At 36.4% G+C, this 18,897-nt stretch carries 14 protein-coding genes; 6 read left to right on the top strand and 8 right to left on the bottom strand.

Features of this window, described 5'->3' with window-relative positions:
• Positions 1 to 92: 92 nt before the first annotated feature.
• The 6 genes from thpR to ACFIK2_RS04725 all read right to left on the bottom strand — a co-directional run bounded on the left by thpR (position 93) and on the right by ACFIK2_RS04725 (position 5,138).
• A complete protein-coding gene (thpR, locus tag ACFIK2_RS04750) occupies positions 93 to 632 on the bottom strand; it encodes an RNA 2',3'-cyclic phosphodiesterase (RefSeq protein ID WP_375633674.1) in 540 nt (179 codons plus the stop codon).
• A gap of 625 nt (positions 633 to 1,257) precedes the next feature.
• Positions 1,258 to 1,551: an HPr family phosphocarrier protein gene (locus ACFIK2_RS04745; protein ID WP_012754483.1), complete on the bottom strand. Its 294-nt coding sequence runs from the start codon at positions 1,549 to 1,551 to the stop codon at positions 1,258 to 1,260.
• 17 nt (positions 1,552 to 1,568) lie between these two features.
• Entirely contained in the window at positions 1,569 to 1,967 is a 399-nt protein-coding gene (locus ACFIK2_RS04740) for a PTS sugar transporter subunit IIA (protein ID WP_375606142.1), read from the bottom strand.
• Between the two features lie 136 nt (positions 1,968 to 2,103).
• A complete protein-coding gene (locus ACFIK2_RS04735; RefSeq protein ID WP_375612806.1) occupies positions 2,104 to 2,568 on the bottom strand; it encodes an HPr kinase/phosphatase C-terminal domain-containing protein in 465 nt (154 codons plus the stop codon).
• 23 nt (positions 2,569 to 2,591) lie between these two features.
• Positions 2,592 to 4,376 (bottom strand): stimulus-sensing domain-containing protein, encoded by a 1,785-nt coding sequence (locus ACFIK2_RS04730; protein WP_375633993.1) that lies wholly within the window; start codon positions 4,374 to 4,376, stop codon positions 2,592 to 2,594.
• A gap of 39 nt (positions 4,377 to 4,415) precedes the next feature.
• Positions 4,416 to 5,138 (bottom strand): response regulator transcription factor, encoded by a 723-nt coding sequence (locus tag ACFIK2_RS04725; protein WP_005774392.1) that lies wholly within the window; start codon positions 5,136 to 5,138, stop codon positions 4,416 to 4,418.
• Between the two features lie 386 nt (positions 5,139 to 5,524).
• Here ACFIK2_RS04725 and lysM point away from each other — a divergent pair, with 386 nt between their 5' ends.
• Positions 5,525 to 5,980 (top strand): peptidoglycan-binding protein LysM, encoded by a 456-nt coding sequence (lysM, locus tag ACFIK2_RS04720; protein ID WP_375606145.1) that lies wholly within the window; start codon positions 5,525 to 5,527, stop codon positions 5,978 to 5,980.
• A gap of 110 nt (positions 5,981 to 6,090) precedes the next feature.
• Here the strand turns inward: lysM and ACFIK2_RS04715 are convergent, their stop codons facing one another.
• Complete coding sequence (locus ACFIK2_RS04715) at positions 6,091 to 6,645, bottom strand: copper chaperone PCu(A)C (RefSeq protein WP_375633676.1); 555 nt, start codon at positions 6,643 to 6,645, stop codon at positions 6,091 to 6,093.
• Positions 6,646 to 7,604: 959 nt separating this feature from the next.
• Between ACFIK2_RS04715 and dnaK the strand changes: the two genes are divergently transcribed.
• The 5 genes from dnaK (at position 7,605) to lepA (ending at position 17,375) form a co-directional block, all read left to right on the top strand.
• A complete protein-coding gene (gene dnaK, locus ACFIK2_RS04710) occupies positions 7,605 to 9,497 on the top strand; it encodes a molecular chaperone DnaK (protein ID WP_375633677.1) in 1,893 nt (630 codons plus the stop codon).
• A 158-nt stretch (positions 9,498 to 9,655) separates the two neighbouring features.
• Positions 9,656 to 10,798, top strand: a complete 1,143-nt coding sequence (gene dnaJ, locus ACFIK2_RS04705; RefSeq protein ID WP_375611466.1) for a molecular chaperone DnaJ — start codon at positions 9,656 to 9,658, stop codon at positions 10,796 to 10,798.
• 1,730 nt (positions 10,799 to 12,528) lie between these two features.
• Complete coding sequence (gene argB, locus ACFIK2_RS04700) at positions 12,529 to 13,434, top strand: acetylglutamate kinase (protein WP_375633738.1); 906 nt, start codon at positions 12,529 to 12,531, stop codon at positions 13,432 to 13,434.
• 32 nt (positions 13,435 to 13,466) lie between these two features.
• Positions 13,467 to 14,381, top strand: coding sequence for a DMT family transporter (locus ACFIK2_RS04695; protein ID WP_375617501.1), 915 nt, complete (start codon positions 13,467 to 13,469; stop codon positions 14,379 to 14,381).
• 1,188 nt (positions 14,382 to 15,569) lie between these two features.
• Complete coding sequence (gene lepA, locus ACFIK2_RS04690) at positions 15,570 to 17,375, top strand: translation elongation factor 4 (RefSeq protein ID WP_375633739.1); 1,806 nt, start codon at positions 15,570 to 15,572, stop codon at positions 17,373 to 17,375.
• 571 nt (positions 17,376 to 17,946) lie between these two features.
• On the opposite strand, the gene dapD is transcribed toward lepA, so the two are convergent.
• A complete protein-coding gene (dapD, locus tag ACFIK2_RS04685) occupies positions 17,947 to 18,795 on the bottom strand; it encodes a 2,3,4,5-tetrahydropyridine-2,6-dicarboxylate N-succinyltransferase (protein ID WP_375633678.1) in 849 nt (282 codons plus the stop codon).
• Positions 18,796 to 18,897 lie beyond the last annotated feature (102 nt).

Genomic DNA, 18,897 nt, shown 5'->3' with positions numbered 1-18,897 from the left:
AAATCTCTAACATAAAATGCAGTATTCCCTGCAATCACACATATATGAAGTCTTTTCTTAAAGGGGTTTTAAAGGGTGTTATAAACACCCTTTTATCTTTGAAGCGCCCAACTTCCTTTTACAATATAGGGAGCCTTATTTAAGGGAGAGGCCGATAACAATAAAACAAAATGATCAACCTCAAAAGGAGGAACAAAAAAATCATCTTGAAAAGATAGATAATAAGAAAGATCTTTAAGATTAATATCAAATATTCGTGCAAGAGTGATATGCGGAATAAATAGTCTTTTATCAGGCTTTAACTCTAATTTATTCCGGATATATTGCGTCTTTTCATGTAAAAGAATAAGCTTTTCACAAGGTTCAATGCGAACCACAAGAGAATGAGGAGCATTTTCTGAACCAAAAACTTCAAAACCTTTTATCTGTAGCGTAAAAGAAGGAAGTTCTATAGTGTTAAAGGTATGCATAATTTCATCTGCTAAGGAGCTTTCAACTTCGCCAAAAAAAGATAAGGTGACATGAAAATTTTGCGGGTTGATCCATTGCGCTTTTGGTAAGCCATTTTGCAATGATACGAGGGCTTTTGTTGTTTGTTGAGGAATCTGAAGAGCACTAAATAGACGACCCATGATATTATCTCCTTATAATGAAAGATGCTATCTCAAGCGCAATATAGATAATAAGGGCGGGGCACGTATCACAGAAAACAAGGCAATAGTATAGAAAAATAATGTCTAAAAAATGCTTACTATAATTATGAGCGTACAAAGCTTATTCGTTTTAAGAAATGGTTATGACATTGATAAGAATTGCGTTTTCAGGATCTGTATCACAATGATGTGCAATGGAAGATTACTTGTGTATTATAAAGGCTACAAAGTTAGCAGAAAATAAGAAAAGTTGATAGATTTTTGATGTGCGAAATTATTTTGACGTTTATCTTTAGTCTAAAATAAAGCATACTTTAATACAAGGTGAAGAGTTCTCTTTTCTGTAAAAATTTAATTATATGATTAAATCGGGGAATAGCCATAATACGCAAAACTATTCAAATTGGTCAAATAATGTTAGGAAAGGAAGAAAAAAATCGAGCATAACAAAATTACTATAAGCTTTTACATTTATGATAATTATGCCAATCTATAATGGATATGAATATTGGTATAAAAGCGGGAAGAGAAATTAAAATTCAAAATAATGATGGAAAGTTCCTATTTTCTAAGAATCATCATCCTTGTTTATGATGAAAAAGCACTAGTTTTCCTCTCCAAAGTTGTTATTGATGAGCTTTTCAAGAGCATTAAGAGCATCTGTTGCTTCTGGTCCTGAAACACGAATGGTGAGGTTGCAACCGGATGAAGCCGCTAGCATCATAAGTCCCATAATTGATGATCCGCCAACAATTTTTCCGTCCTTTTCAACTTCAACAGTAACATTAAAATTGTCAACAGTTTGTACAAATTTTGCAGAAGCACGTGCATGCAATCCACGTTTATTACAGATATTGAAATGACGACTTATACATGGGAGGGTATCTTTGGAAAACATTGGTATTTTATTATCCGCTATAAAATTATACTTGGTACATTAATGTATTTACGCCCTGCTTCTTGTGCTATTCTTAACGCGTCTGATAATGAAATATCAGGACATTTGCGAATAGAAATCAGTTTAATAAGCATGGGCAAATTAACACCCGCAATCATTTCAACGCGTCCTTTTTCAATAGCAGGGATAGCTATATTTGATGGTGTTCCACCGAACACATCTGTTAATATGATGACGCCATGATCCGTATCTGTATCGGTTACTGCGGCTATAATATCACCTCGGCGCTGATCTATATCGTCATCGGGATAAACGCATATTGTTGCGAACTTTTCTTGTACTCCAACAACATGTTCCACGGCATGTAAAAATTCGACAGCCAGCTCACCGTGCGTTACAAGCACGAGTCCAATCATTTACGCAAACTCCTGTTAACTAATAAGACCCGACCATAGTTGGTGGGAAAGACATTGTACAAGGCTTTATCTTGCTGCCAAGAAAAATTTGCAAAAAAAAGGCAAAAATTGTGATTTTTTTATCTTTAGAAAAAAATTAGACAGATTTTTGCCATATTTTTCTAAACAAAAATGCTTCAATAGCTTGACAAATGGCTGTACAATCGGCTTCACGAAGAGAGGGAAGTTTTAAAAGAGGAATGTGCAAATTTTCAAATTGAAAAGTTTTATTTGTGGAAAAACGTTCATATTCCGGACCGAGAAAAATAACGCAATCGATAGTTGTGTGCTTTTTAAATTCTATCATATAAAGACCAACGCCACGAATCTCGATGCCGCCCTCTAAATTATCGGGAGTGTATCCGTGAAGCTTTCCATTTTCCGCACGCAACATTGTATAATCATCACTGATAAGCTTCGCTTCACGTTTTGACCACTCAGCGCGGTCAAGCAAAGAAAGGGTGATGGTTGATTTTCCTGATCCCGATGGACCTATAATTAACAGCCCCTTGCCGCCCAGTTGAAGGCAATTTGCGTGGAGTATTTCACATTTTGTTTTCATGCCTTTTACTTTGGATAAAAGATTTATTTAGCAAGCGGAAGCATAATAGTAAAACGTGCACCAGTTTTACACTTCCCAAGTGTAGGATCGATAATATTTTCGGCTGTAATTGTCCCATTATGAGCCTCGATGATTTGCCGACTAATAGAAAGGCCAAGTCCAGAGTTTTGTCCAAAAGCGTCTTCATTTGGTCGATCTGTGTAAAAACGTTCAAAAATGCGTTCAATATTTTCTGAACGAATACCTGGGCCATTATCTTCAATGGTTAAAATAAGGGTTGAAGCATGACTTTTCATAGTAATGCAAATTTTGCCACGATTCCGAGGAATAAAAGAACGCGCATTTTCAAGAAGATTTGAAATCACTTGTCCTAAACGAAGTTCATGTCCCAATACAAGATAAGCTTTTCCATGAGGACGTGGGACAATATTAAGGCTTATATCAATAGTTTGCGTATTACGATACACTTCCTGAACAGCATGAACAAGACTTTCCAAAAGCGGTGTCATATCAACAATCTCTGCGGTTTCTCGTGCAAGCTCTGCATCGAGTCGCGATGCATCAGAAATATCTGTAATCAACCGATCAAGGCGGCGCACATCATGTTGAATAATTTCCAGCAATTTCTCTTGTGCTTCTTCATTTTTAGCCAGAGGGAGCGTTTCAACAGCACTGCGTAGAGAGGTGAGAGGATTTTTTAATTCGTGGCTTACATCAGCAGCAAAGCGTTCAATGGCTTCAATACGCATATAAAGGGCATTAGTCATATCACGAATAGAAGTTGAAAGGTGACCAATTTCATCTTCACGCATTGAAAAATCAGGAATTTCTACACGCTGATTATTGCCATTACGCACTCGATTAGCCGAGGCAGATAATTTACTTAATGGATGGGCAATCGTATGGGCCAAAAAGAGAGAAAGAACCAAAAGTACGCTACCTACAACGGCAAAAACTTTAAAGATAACCAGTCTTTCGCCTTTTACAATGTTATCAATATCGGAACCAGTGGTTGAAAGAAGAAGAGCTCCAACCACTGCGCGATAGCGTTGAACAGGAACGGCAACAGAAACAATTAATTGCCCTTGTCTGTTGCGTCTTTTAGCCGTAGCAAGAGATCCGTTTAATGCGCGGTACACTTCTGGATAAGCAATACCATTGGTTTTTGTTTGTTCTCTGTCAAGAGCAATACCTTTGCCATAAAATGCGCTTGAATACCATGAAGTAAGGCGATCCCACATGTTTTGTTCTGTTTTAAGTGGGGGTAAATCATAACTAAAAACTTCTCCACTAGAATAAAGAACGCGCGAATCAAGAAGGAGAGTAGCATCACGATCATAGATACGTGCTCTTGTCGTTTTAGGTGTAATAAGACGCCGTAAAAGAGGGGCAACTTGCTCAGGGTTAATAGGAAAATCCCAAGAATCGGTTGATTGAGGAGCGGGTGTAACGCTTTCACCAGTCTGTAACTCTAAGAGTTTTTGAGGGTCAATGAGGATAGAATTTGTATCTACTGTTGCAGAAGCAGCAATAGCCCCAGCAATAATTTTTCCTTGGGTACATAAACTTTTGATTTTTGCTTCAATTAAACCATCGCGAAATTGGTTAAGGTATAAAATGCCTGTAACTAAAACGGCAAGAGCAGCAATGTTTAATATAACAATGCGACGTGTGAGGCTGGAAAAAAGCAATTGTCTAAAGAGACGTTGTGTTCGAAGATGCAAACGAGCGAACATAAGAAATGGCGTTGAGGATGTACCATTAACGGTTGTTTTTTGTAAAGTTTCCAGTTGAAAATTGTCTGTCATCGATTTGATTGCCATTCAAATTTTTGCGACAAAGTAGTTTTATACCTCGTGGAAACGATAACCTACACCATAAAGTGTTTCAATCATTGCAAAATCATCATCCACTTGTTTAAACTTTTTACGCAGACGTTTAATGTGACTATCAATGGTGCGATCATCTACGTAGACTTGATCACTATAAGCAGCATCCATTAAAGCATCACGACTTTTTACAACTCCTGGTCTTTGTGCTAAGGTTTGCAGAATCAAAAATTCCGTAACGGTTAAAATAACAGGTTTATCTTTCCATGTACAGGTGTGGCGTTCTTGATCCATCACAAGATCTCCGCGTTTGAGAGAAGAGGTGGAAGAAGTTCCTGTAGAAAGCGGTTGGTTACGTGCATTAGAACGGCGTAAAATAGCTTTCACGCGTTCAATAAGAAGACGTTGGGAGAAAGGTTTAGTAATAAAATCATCAGCTCCCATTTTGAGACCAAATAATTCATCAATTTCATCATCTTTAGAGGTAAGAAAAATAACTGGAAGATCAGATTTTTGACGCAAACGACGCAAAAGTTCCATCCCATCCATTCGGGGCATTTTAATATCAAAAATAGCTAAGTGTGGAGGGTGAAGTGTGAGACCCTTGAGTGCAGATGCTCCATCTGTATAGCTTTCAACCCGATATCCTTCTGTCTCAAGCGCAAAAGATAAAGATGTCAAAATATTGCGATCATCATCAACAAGTACAATCGTTTGCGTGATTGTTGGTGTATCTTTCATGGTTTCTTAGACCTTTCTATTGCTGTGGTAGCAAATTACCCACACTTATTTATATGGGAGTTCATATTTTTTTTGCAAAACAAATATGATACAAATTGTAGCAAAGTAAAAAACCTTCTGTCATTACTGTAAAATCTTGTTTTGCTTTCATAATTTATAATGTTTTTACGTCTATTAAGATCCCTTCATTTGAGAGAAAATTTTCATAAAGGCTTTTTTTATCAAGGTTTATTACAAAGTTTATTATTGTATTTGTCTCATAATTGAACAGATGTAGTTTTGATTGTTGAAGTTTAGAAAATCTGCCTATGTGTTTTAAGAGCAAAGAAAAGAATGTGGCAATATATGCACAAAAATTTGTTTCTGCTACACGAAAGGAGGTCGTAATGGGATTTTTTAATTTTATTAAAACTGTAGGGGAAAAATTAGGTATTGGGGACCATGAACCAAAAGAAAAGGATTTTAAGAGAGCATTTGATCATTTTCAACTCGGTACAGAAAAAGTCAATATTCAAGTTGAAGACGGTAAAGCTATTTTAAGCGGTGAAGTTCCAGATAGGGAAACACTTGAAAAAGCACTGCTGGTTGTTGGCAATTCACAAGGTATCTCTTCTGTAGATGTTGATCAATTAAAGGTTATAGATACAACGCCTAGAAAAACTTCTCGCTTTTATGAGGTTAAATCTGGTGATAATCTTTGGAAAATTGCTGAAGAGGTTTATGGAAAAGGGCAAGGTAATAAAAACACATTTATTTTTGAAGCCAATAAGCCAATGCTAAAATCTCCCGATAAAATTTATCCTGGACAAGTTTTACGTATTCCTGAAATTGACCATAGTTAATTCATCAAAGGGGATAATTTTTTACTGATGGCATTAAACAAAAAATAAAGAAGCGTAAAAAATTTCACGCTTCTTCATTTTATAAAGTGTGTATTTATAATAAAAGGAGCTTAGTGAACAGGAGAGGATTTAGAAGGTGATGGTACTTTCATAGCGTTTACAGAGAAATCAACATCAATGGTTCCTGCTTTCTCAAATGTTAATTTTGCGCTAATTTTATCACCTAACTTAAATGGTTGTGAAAGCCCCATGAACATAATATGATCACCGCCAGGCTTAAGCGTGATTTCGCCATTTCCCGGAATTTCAATGCCATTGTGCATTTTTTCCATTTTCATAATATCATTAACGACAGCCATAGAGTGTATCTCTGTTGTTTTTACTCCGTTTGTGGAAATAGAAACCAAACGGTCTGGGGTATTACTGTGATTAATAATGTAGAGATAACCGCTACCAACTCTTATACCTCTAAGTGTTTCGCGTGTCCAAGGATTGAGAATTTCTATGTCGCCAAGTTTATATTGCTGAGCACCTGCTGGCAGGGTTATACCAGCAAAGAGAAGAGCACACACGATATTTATGATAACCTTTTTGTATGGATATTGTGTATGTATTATATTCTTAAAGATGAGATTTGTTATTTTCTTAATAATAGATGTCATCATTGATTTACCCTCCTTCATAAGATTCACACTTTGAATATTTTTTATTTTAGCAGAGCTTTTATTTAAAATAAAAGAAAGAAATGCTAAAATGAAATTGATTTGAATATAAAAATCATAGAATTCTTGAAATTTAAAAGAAGACAGTAAGATTTACAATGACAACACACCTCTTAACGCTTCCGTGTTCATCTCATAAATAGTATTTGCAAATGGTATAAAATCTATGATGCACTACTATTTTACTTAATGAAGATATAATACAGAACAATCATCAACCACTTTACCAATTTTTAATATTATGACAGCTCTTGGCATTTTAAAGCGTTTATACAGAGGTATTTTTAATATTTTCAAAGTTCAAAATTATACAGTTAAGAAAAAACGCTTTAGGTGAATTTAAAGCACAGATTTCAAAAGCCGCAAACAATGAGACCGTTAGAAGGAGAATTTTTGAAAGGAGATCGATAGATAATACCTTTACTGATATGAGCATTAGATATGATGACTATTTTAGTCCAAGGAAAATTTATAATATTTGTGATATAAATTATTCGCCTTTTAAAAAGCTTTTACGTGAGTATGATTTTATCAATGATGAGAAGATCAAGAGCGAGAGTGCAATCATTCTTTTATTTTTTAATTTTTATAGAAAGATATATTTTTTAAGAATCGCAAGAAAAATATATTATACTCTCAAGTCTCTCATAAATATGGTATTTATGGGTCATTAGCGTGCCTATTTTAAAATAAATTTTTTATTTTGGAGATGTTTCTCTCATTATTCTCTTGTAGCAATAAAAGCCTGTTCTTATATACGAGGCAGCAAGGCTTGTTGCGACTTGCAGTTTATTATTATTTATGTTGCTTGAAGCAATATACGGGCTTTAGGTGTTATGAGGAGCTATCTTAAAAAGATGCTTTATGAAGGTTGAGGTAGCTTGCTGAATGGAGATTATAATATGGCAAAAGTAATTGGTATTGATTTGGGGACAACGAACTCTTGTGTGGCTGTTATGGATGGCAAAAACGCAAAAGTTATTGAAAACTCAGAAGGAGCGCGAACAACACCTTCCGTTGTTGCCTTTACTGATGGGGGGGAGCGGCTTGTTGGGCAACCTGCTAAACGGCAGGCGGTGACAAATCCTGAAGGGACAGTTTTTGCAGTTAAACGTTTGATAGGGCGCCGTTTTGATGACCCTATGGTTGAAAAAGATAAAGCGCTTGTTCCTTATAAAATTGTTAAAGGTGACAATGGTGATGCATGGGTTGAAGAGGCGGGAAAGAAATATTCTCCGTCACAAATTTCAGCTATGATTTTGCAAAAGATGAAGGAAACAGCAGAATCTTATCTTGGTGAAAAAGTTGAACAAGCCGTTATTACGGTTCCTGCTTATTTTAATGATGCGCAACGTCAAGCCACGAAAGACGCAGGTAAAATTGCTGGACTTGAAGTTTTACGGATTATTAATGAGCCAACTGCTGCTGCTTTAGCTTATGGTTTGGACAAAAAGGACGGAAAAACAATTGCTGTTTACGACCTTGGTGGTGGTACATTTGATATTTCAGTCCTTGAAATTGGAGATGGCGTTTTTGAGGTTAAGTCAACCAATGGGGATACATTTTTAGGGGGTGAAGACTTTGACATGCGCTTGGTTGGTTATTTTGCCGATGAATTCAAAAAAGAGCAAGGAATTGATCTGAAAAATGATAAACTCGCTTTACAGCGCTTAAAAGAAGCGGCAGAAAAAGCAAAGATTGAGCTTTCTTCATCACAGCAAACAGAAATTAATTTACCATTTATCACGGCAGATCAATCAGGTCCCAAGCACTTAACAATGAAATTGACTCGGGCAAAATTTGAATCTCTCGTTGACGATTTAGTGCAGCGTACCATCGAACCTTGTAAAGCTGCGTTGAAAGATGCTGGATTAAAGGCCGGTGAGATTGACGAGGTTGTTTTAGTGGGTGGAATGACACGTATGCCCAAGATTCAGCAAGTTGTGCAGAGCTTCTTTGGTAAGGATCCACACAAAGGCGTTAACCCTGATGAAGTGGTCGCAATGGGTGCTGCCATCCAAGGAGGTGTATTGCAAGGCGATGTCAAAGATGTGTTGTTGCTAGATGTAACACCTTTATCTTTGGGTATTGAAACCTTGGGTGGGGTTTTCACACGCCTTATTGAGCGCAATACCACTATCCCGACGAAAAAATCGCAAGTTTTTTCGACAGCTGATGATAACCAGAGTGCTGTAACGATTCGTGTTTTCCAAGGTGAACGGGAAATGGCAAGTGATAATAAGTTATTGGCTCAATTTGATCTTGTTGGTATTCCTCCAGCACCACGTGGTATACCTCAAATTGAAGTTACTTTTGATATCGATGCGAATGGTATTGTTAATGTTTCGGCCAAAGATAAGGGAACAGGTAAAGAGCATCAAATTCGTATTCAGGCATCAGGTGGTTTAAGTGATGCTGATATTGAAAAAATGGTAAAGGATGCAGAAGAGCACGCGGCTGAGGATAAAAAACGCCGTGAAGGTGTTGAAGCTAGAAATCAAGCGGAGGCTCTTATTCATTCAACTAAAAAGTCGCTCAATGAATATGGCGATAAAGTATCAGCTGAAGAAAAGGGACAGATTGAAACAGCAATATCTGATTTGAAATCTGCGCTTGAAGGCAGTGATACGGAAGAAGTAACAACAAAGATGCAAAAATTAGCAGAAGTCAGTATGAAACTTGGACAGGCTATGTACGAAGCCTCACAAGCAGCGAGCGCTGACACTGAAACAGAGGCAAAGAATGATGATGTTGTTGATGCTGATTTTGAAGAAGTTAATGATAAGAAGAAATAGTGTCAGCATATGTGTTGATTAATTGATAAACCCGGCCTTTGAAATATAAGGCGGGGCTTTATTATTTGAGATAAGTTGCAACTTTGTTGCTAAAAATATAAATTAAAAGCAATATTATCCATAAAGATGGATGACAGAAAAATTATCAGGAATACATGATGAAGGTTGACTATTATGAAATTCTTGGCGTGACTCGCGAATGTGATGATAAAAAGTTGAAATCTGCTTTTCGTAAGTTAGCAATGCAATATCATCCTGATCGCAACGCGGGGGATAAAGAGGCAGAGCGAAAATTCAAAGAAATTGGCGAAGCCTATGAAGTTCTTAAAGATCCCCAGAAGCGTGCTGCTTATGATCGATTTGGCCATGCGGCCTTTGAAAATAGCGGTGGTCAAGGGGGAGCAAATCCCTTTGGTGGTTTTGCTGCTGGTGGTGGATTTGCGGATATTTTCGAAGACTTTTTTGGTGAGATTATGGGAGGGACACACCGTAAGCGTGGTGATAGTCGCGAACGTGGCGCAGATTTGAGTTATAATATGGAAGTGACTTTAGAAGAGGCATTTTCAGGAAAAACTGCAGAAATTAATATTCCCAGTTCCGTTACGTGTGATGTTTGTGAAGGATCAGGAGCGAGAAAAGGCTCTAAGCCGCAAGTTTGTGGAACATGTCATGGATCTGGTCGTGTGCGTGCTGCACAGGGTTTCTTTTCTATTGAGCGGACATGTCCTACATGTCATGGACGTGGTGAAACTATTACGGATCCATGCCCCAAATGTCAGGGGACACGGCGTATAGAGAAAAAACGTTCATTAAGCGTAAATGTTCCAGCTGGTATTGAAGATGGAACGCGTATTCGCCTTTCTGGTGAGGGTGATGCTGGTATTCGTGGTGGCCCCAATGGTGATCTTTATATTTTCCTTTCCATTAAACCGCATGAGTTTTTTCAGCGAGAAGGAGCAGATCTTCACTGTCGCGTTCCTATTTCAATGGTAACAGCTGCTTTAGGAGGAGAGTTTGAAGTTTCTGACCTTGATGGTGTTAAAGCACGCGTTAAGATTCCAGAAGGGACACAAAATGGACGTCAATTCCGCCTTAGAGGCAAAGGTATGCCTATGTTGCGCCGTCAGCAAGCAAGGGGTGATCTTTACATCCATATCACGATTGAGACACCGCAGAAATTAACACAAGAACAACGTGAATTGTTGCAAAAATTTGAGAAACTCTCAAATCATGAAAATTCACCGCAATCACATGGTTTTTTTTCACGTATGAAAGAATTTTTTGAAAATATTTCTGGTTAAAATATGTGAATGTTCTCAGAATAATTAGAGAGAACTGTGGGAAAGTTATTTTCATTAAGCTTTCTATTGTCTCATTATCTTTGAAAAGCATTTTTTCTTGAAAAGAAAAGAGAGAGACAGCTAATTTAGGATAAACTCCTGCTGCTGATAGTTTTTATATTTCATGAATTTTATGGATAAGTCTTATTTTTGAGTGTCTATGACATTTTAAAAAGGGCTTATCCATATAAGAACGCAATTGAGTGATTGATAATAAATATTGCCAGTGTCATGATAACTGCCTTTATGCATTCAGTATTTTTTGTGTTTATTTTTTCACTCAAAATTTCTTTTTAAAGGCTCTATAATAAAACTATAAAATAGGTAGCGGCTTGCCAAGAAACGCTAAATAAGCTGTTAGGCAATCCATCTTTTTCAAATAAAGTATCAACTTCTTATAACCGATTTTATTTTTGGCATTTTTCATAGTTTTAATCACTGCTTCCTTTAAAATAAGGGTTATTTTATTCGGAATAGCTTTTACATGCCTCATCTTAGCTTTTAGCAGTAATCATGTCTTTTTAGATGCGGATTTAGTTTTGTATTTCTGATGTCATAAATAGTTCTTCCAGATAATAAAAAACGCTATAATCAAGTTTATTTTGTTCCAAAGAAATTGTGGAATGAGATAATGTGTGTTGAATGCTAAAGAAGACATAACAAAACAAGTTTTGAGGTATTCGATGTATCTCTCTTGTGGGGAAACAGATTCGATGGAATTCACTTAATTGAATTTATTGGCATAATAAAAAGTTGGTGGGAAGATAGAGGAAGTTACCTTTAAAAAGAAAAAATAAATACAATAAAAAATAGCACAATATGCTTAGAAAACAGCACGATATATTGTTGAAATTGATTAGTGATATGGAAAGGGAAATTTACGAAATGAATCTTTTTTCATAAAATAACATAATTAAAAGAATTAAAAATTCTAAAAAACATTGAATAATTCAAGCATGTATCGCTATGCAGAAAGAAAAACTTAATGACAGATCATGAAAAATGAGAAGTTTTATAAAACCTTACGAAGAGAGTAATCTAAACAATTAAATGCTTTTACGAAAATGCTTCTGAAGAGCTACTCGCAATAAAATCAAAATATATGATAATTTTGCAAAGCCTTTTTTCAATTTTACGATATAAAAAGATAAATTATTATTATAAATCAATTTATTATAATTCTCCATGAGGAGCGTTCAGTTGACATTTCCTCATGTTTAATGATTGAGAAAAAGTCAAATTTTTAAAACCAAAGTTATAGTTTATTGAGATAAGATATAAAGCGGTTGAGTGATTTCTTATCTTGGGAATATGTTAATTTTATTATGATAAGAAACTTTATTTTTATCTTACAAAATCAATGGTTGTATATATTCCTATTCATTGTTAAGTATCCATAGGGATAAACTAATGAGTTGAATGTACGGCTTAGCTTCAAAATTTTGCTTTTCAATTTTATATATAAGATCATAAAATAATGACATTTTTTTACGTCTATTTTGTTTAATTTTTCGCTGTCAATTTTTAAAGGAAGTATTTTGTATTTCATTTCGTTATTCCTTTTTCGTAATTTAGAGGAAAATTGACGATTTTCAGGGGAGGGGGTGGATAGAGTAAAGTTTGGTTTTATTGTTTTCACTTTTCCTAAATTTCATTAAGAGATGGTAAAAAGTGATGAGGAGGCTCTATTGATGGATGATGCTAAAAACGGTGATGTAGATGTTTTGGAAAAACAAGCAGCATTTTTATCGTCTGCTTTACCTTATATGCAAAAATATGAAAATGAAACGGTCGTGGTAAAATATGGCGGCCATGCTATGGGTGATCCTGATTTGGGGCGAGCATTTGCGCGTGATATTGCTCTATTAAAGCAATCGGGAATTAATCCTGTTGTTGTTCATGGTGGTGGGCCTCAAATTGCTGAAATTTTAATGAAAATGGGGATTGAATCGCGATTTGAAAACGGACTACGGGTAACCGATGAGCGGATCGTTGAAGTGGTTGAAATGGTTTTAGCGGGTTCCATAAATAAAGAAATTGTTGCTCTCATCAATGCTGAGGGTGAATGGGCAATAGGATTATGCGGCAAGGATGGCAATATGGTTTTTGCCGAAAAGGCTTATAAAACTGTCATTGATCCTGATTCGCATATTGAACGTGTTTTAGATTTGGGGTTTGTTGGTGAGCCTGTTGAAGTTGATCGCACATTGCTAGATCTTTTAGCATCTTCTGAAATGATACCAGTTCTTGCTCCTGTAGCTCCAGGACGCGATGGTAAAACTTATAATATCAATGCTGATATTTTTGCTGGAGCTATTGCTGGTGCATTAGAGGCTAAACGCCTTTTATTTCTCACTGATGTTCCTGGTGTTTTGGATAAACAGGGTAAACTTTTAAAAGAATTGACAGTTTCTGAAGCTGAAAAATTTATTAAAAATGGGACAATTTCAGGAGGTATGATTCCAAAAGTAGAGACTTGTATAAAAGCCCTTCAAAATGGTGTGGAAGGTGTTGTCATTTTAAATGGTAAAACTCCTCATTCTGTTTTACTAGAGCTGTTTACCGAACAGGGAGTTGGAACGCTTATTGTTTCATAAATTGTGGGGAAAATTGGAAGAGAAAGTTTTTCATGGTGAATCTAAAACAGTTTAAATATCCTTTATTAAGTAAGCCAGAATTGGCAATATTTACTGCGACAATATTGTGGGGCATTACATTTTTAGTCATTCACATTGCGGTACGCTATAGTGGTCCTCTGTTTTTTGTTGGATTTCGTTTTATTGTTGCATCTCTTATATGTGGGGTAATTTTTTGGCGCTCTATAAAAGGTATAACTGTTTATGAAGTTTTCGCTGGGATGGCGATAGGTTTAGCCATGTTTTTTGGTTATGCTTTTCAAGCAGCTGGACTTCAAACAATTATTAGTAGTCAGTCAGCTTTTATCACAGCGCTTTATGTACCGATGGTTCCAATCTTGCAATGGATTGTTTTTAAAAAACCTCCCCGTTTAGCTTGTTGGATTGGTATTATTTTCGCTTTTATTGGGCTTGTATTGATTTCAGGACAAAAGCCGGGAAATTTTGATTTTTCAAAAGGCGAAATTTTAACTTTGTTAGGCGCTTTAGCGATTGCTGGAGAAGTCATACTCATCGGAATTTTTGCGAACAAGGTTGATAGTCGGCGTGTAACCATTATTCAGTTATTTTTTAGTGGTTTTTTTTCATTTGCTTGTATGCCTTTGATGGGTGAAAGCATTCCTGAATTTTCGTGGGTGTGGTTTAATATTGGTATAGGATTGGCATTAATGAGTGCCATTATTCAATTAGCTATGAATTGGGCACAAAAGTCTATTTCCCCTACGCGTGCGACACTCATTTACGCAGGTGAACCAGTATGGGCTGGTATTGTTGGGCGTTTGGCTGGAGAACATTTATCTCCCTTAGCTTTATTAGGCGGTTTGCTTATTCTGATTGGGATCATTGTGGCTGAATTACAACCTTCACAATGGCGTAAAAAAAATAAAGCAATTAAAAAAATTGATTAGCTATACATTTTTTTATTATGATTTTATTGCATGAGATTTTTTCTTGTAGAGTTTTCATTTTTAAGGCTTTTTTAATATTAAGATGATTAAGAAGTTCTATAAGTTATTCCAGCTTTTGCATGCCAAATTGGAGAAATAGTATGCTTCTATCTGTTTGCCTAACTTCTGAAACGGGCAGACAACCTTTATTGAGCCAAAGCATGAGGTGATATAAAGGTAAAAATTAACGCCTATATTTAAATTCGGCTTTACAACTTTCAAAAACATCTACGGTAATGTTTTTGAATAATGAAAACTATGCACTGTCGCACGTTATTTCTTTTGTCCTTTAATAGAGTTACGCTTCTCACGCAAAATAGAACGTCCAAAGTACCCCATAACGTTGTACATTAAATCGTTTTTTAAAAGATAATTTTCTCAATATACATCATATTCATTGACGGTCCACATGAAGTATAGAAAAACCACAGAGCATCATTATAAATCAATGCGTTATCCAATGAATCAAAGAGGATTGGTGTGTTTTATCTTTAATAGAGGAAGGAAGGAGTTATATAAAAACATCACTCAATAGAGCATATTTCTAAAGTTTTAAAAATTGAGAAGAAACTCCCTCGATATTCATGTTATCTTATATAAGATTGCTAAAAAAGAAGATTATTGCATACAAATAAAAAAGCATTTCTTGCGAATTTATTGCAAGCCTAAATGATATACACGCCCATCATATAAATATGATAATACATTGATTTATAATTATAATATATCATTATTCACATTGAGTTAGAACCCTGAATACTGTAAAACTTTCTCACTTCAAATCATTTTCATGTTAAATCAATCCAAATCACTTGCTTACACATCACAAGTGGGTGGGGGGCATGTGGGTAAAGACTGTACAAGAAAGGCATATCTCTTATAAACTTTTTCAAGTGTAAAGGATCGTCGTAATATTGGAGGTTGGCAAAGTGTGTGATGGTGCCAGCTTACTACAGCATATGAGTTATCAAATAAGATGTGAAAGGATCATTTTAGCACCCTTGGATTTAATTTAGCAAACAAAAGCCTCATTTTTTAGGCTATAAAAAGTTGTGTTTTGAGAAGCTTTTTAGGTTTATATTCTTTTGATAGAAGCCGGAGCATAATTGGTCTTTGCGTTTTGTATTATTCTTTGCTAAATCGCCTTATATGACAATAGATCGTAATTATATTCGTAATTTTTCCATCGTGGCGCATATTGATCACGGCAAATCCACTTTAGCTGATCGTTTGATTCAAATAACAGGTGGGCTTGATACACGTGAGATGAAAGAACAAGTACTCGATTCCATGGATATTGAGCGTGAACGTGGAATTACTATTAAAGCACAGACGGTACGTTTACACTATAAAGCAAAGAATGGTGAAACCTATATTTTAAATCTTATGGATACACCTGGTCATGTGGATTTTGCTTATGAGGTTTCGCGTTCATTGGCAGCTTGTGAAGGTTCTCTGTTGGTGGTGGATGCAAGCCAAGGCGTAGAGGCGCAGACGTTAGCAAATGTTTATCAAGCCATTGATAATTCCCATGAGTTGGTTGTTGTTCTCAATAAAGTTGATCTTCCAGCAGCAGAACCTGAGCGTGTTAAAGAACAAATTGAAGATGTGATAGGCATTGATACATCTCAAGCAGTAGAAATATCAGCAAAAACAGGTTTGGGTGTTCCTGATGTTCTAGAGGCAATTGTTGCACAATTACCACCTCCACATACAGGCGATGTTGCAAATCCCTTGAAAGCAATGTTGGTTGATAGCTGGTATGACGCCTATCTTGGTGTCATTGTTTTGGTACGGGTGATAGATGGTATTTTAAAAAAAGGACAAACCATTCGTATGATGGGTACAGGAGCAAAATATCCAGTTGAGCGCGTTGGGGTTTTTACACCTAAAATGGTACAGGTTGATGAATTAGGACCAGGCGAGATTGGTTTTATCACTGCTTCTATCAAAGAGGTAGCAGATACACGGGTTGGGGATACGATTACTGAAGAGCGTCGTCCTTGTGAAAATGCTTTGCCTGGTTTTAAGCCGGCGCAACCTGTTGTCTTTTGTGGACTTTTTCCAATTGATGCTGCCGATTTTGATGATTTGCGTGCAGCCATGGGCAAATTACGCTTAAATGATGCGAGTTTTTCTTTTGAAATGGAAACGTCTGCGGCTTTGGGGTTTGGTTTTCGCTGTGGTTTTTTGGGACTTCTGCATCTTGAAATTATTCAAGAGCGATTAGAGCGTGAGTTTAATTTGGATTTAATTGCGACAGCACCTTCAGTTGTTTATCGCATGAATATGAATGATGGTTCTGTTAAAGAGTTGCACAATCCAGCGGATATGCCTGATGTGGTTAAAATTTCTTCCATAGAAGAACCATGGATTCGAGCGACAATCATGACTCCTGATAATTATCTTGGGTCAATTTTAGAGCTATGCCAAGAGCGGCGTGGGGTACAGGTTGGTTTGTCCTATGTTGGAACCCGTGCTATGGTAACGTATGATTTACCACTGAATGAAGTTGTTTTTGATTTTTATGATCGGCTAAAATCGATTTCAAAGGGTTATGCTTCTTTTGATTATCAAATGACAGATTATGCAGAAGGTGATTTAGTTAAAATGTCTATTTTGGTGAATGGAGAGCCTATTGATGCATTATCGATGCTTGTTCACCGCACGATTGCAGAAAAGCGCGGGCGTTCAATGTGTGAAAAACTGAAAGATCTTATTCCTCAGCATATGTTTCAGATTCCAGTTCAAGCGGCTATTGGTGGTAAAGTTATAGCGCGCGAAACGATTCGTGCTTTGCGTAAAGATGTAACAGCGAAATGTTACGGGGGTGATGTTACGCGTAAGCGCAAACTTTTGGAAAAGCAAAAAGAAGGCAAAAAGCGGCTGCGCCAATTTGGAAAAGTAGAAATTCCACAATCGGCATTTATTCAAGCGCTCAAAATGAACAAATAATGAAAAAAGGGTATTTTCTCTCATTGATTGCGCTTTTGCTTTTGTCGATTGGTTCAGGTGTTTAAAGGATACTTTAAATAGAATTGCGCCGTGCTTCATGTTTTTGTGTATTGCGTAATGGTGTCACTTTCTCACGTAAAACAGAATGCTTTAAACAAAATACATTTATGTTGCATATTGGCGTGCTCGTTTTCGTAAATCATCACTCAATACATCAAACTCCATTTCACAACGGGGCTATGAAAAATATAACGTAAAATACACTGTGAATGATATAAAATCCATTTGGCATTACCGCTTTTACGCGTCAGAAAGGTGCAAAGCGTACCCATCATACTCTTTTTCAGCTCAAAATATTATGACAGTCCTTATCATTTGAGAGAATTCATTAAAAGTATTTCACTCTTTTCTTAAAGTGTTTCTTACCCACACACCAACTGCGTTTGTAATGTGTAAGGAAATGATAGTGATTGATTCACTATGAAAGGATTTGAAATGAGAGAATCCTTGTATTCGAGGTTATTATTCAAGTTAAAAAACGATGAAATATTATTATGCATTAATCTTGTGTCTAAGAACGTAAAAGATCATTAATGGATGTTTTTTCTCGTGTTTTTTGATCAACGCGTTTTACAATAACAGCACAATAAAGGCTAGGTCCTGCTTCACCATTTGGTAAAGGTTTTCCAGGGAGAGAACCTGGTACAACCACTGAATAGGCTGGTACTTCACCAATAAAAATTTCACCTGTTGTACGATCAATAATCTTTGTTGATTTTCCAATAAAGACTCCCATTCCCAAAACAGCACCTTCACGGATAATACAGCCTTCAACAATTTCAGAGCGAGCACCGATAAAGCTATGATCTTCAATGATTGTTGGATTTGCTTGCAGTGGTTCTAAAACACCTCCAATACCAACACCGCCAGAAAGATGGACATGTTTACCAATTTGTGCACAAGAACCAACGGTGGTCCATGTATCAACCATTGTGCCCTCATCGATAAAAGCACCAAGATTGACAAAGGATGGCATCAATATAACATTGGGTGCAATGTAAGCAGAATGACGTACAATGGCTCCAGGAACGGAACGGAAATCAGCACTTTTAAAATCTGCCTCTTGCCAACCAGAGAATTTTGAAGGAACTTTATCCCACCAATGTGTCCCATTGATTCCACCAGTAATAATTTGCATAGGATTAAGCCGAAAAGAGAGCAAAACCGCTTTTTTCAACCATTGATGAACATGCCATTGTCCATTTTTTTGTCGTTCTGCAACACGGATTTCACCTTTATCAAGAAGGTTCAATGCATGTTCAACACTCTCACGTATTTCGCCTTTTGTGGTAGTATCGATGGAATCGCGATCGTCAAAAGCTTGTTCGATAATAATTTCAAGTTGTGTGATATGGGTCATGACGAGAGTTCCGTTAAACAAGTTGAAAGCTTCAAGATTTATTCTCTATGAACTACGCGAAGAAATGTGTTCAGTCAATAAAACGATGAGGAAGTAGGACAG

Source organism: Bartonella sp. AP88XZML (assembly GCF_042195565.1).
In the GTDB taxonomy this organism is placed as follows: Bacteria; Pseudomonadota; Alphaproteobacteria; order Rhizobiales; family Rhizobiaceae; genus Bartonella.
This window is presented reverse-complemented; position numbering and strand designations above follow the sequence as displayed.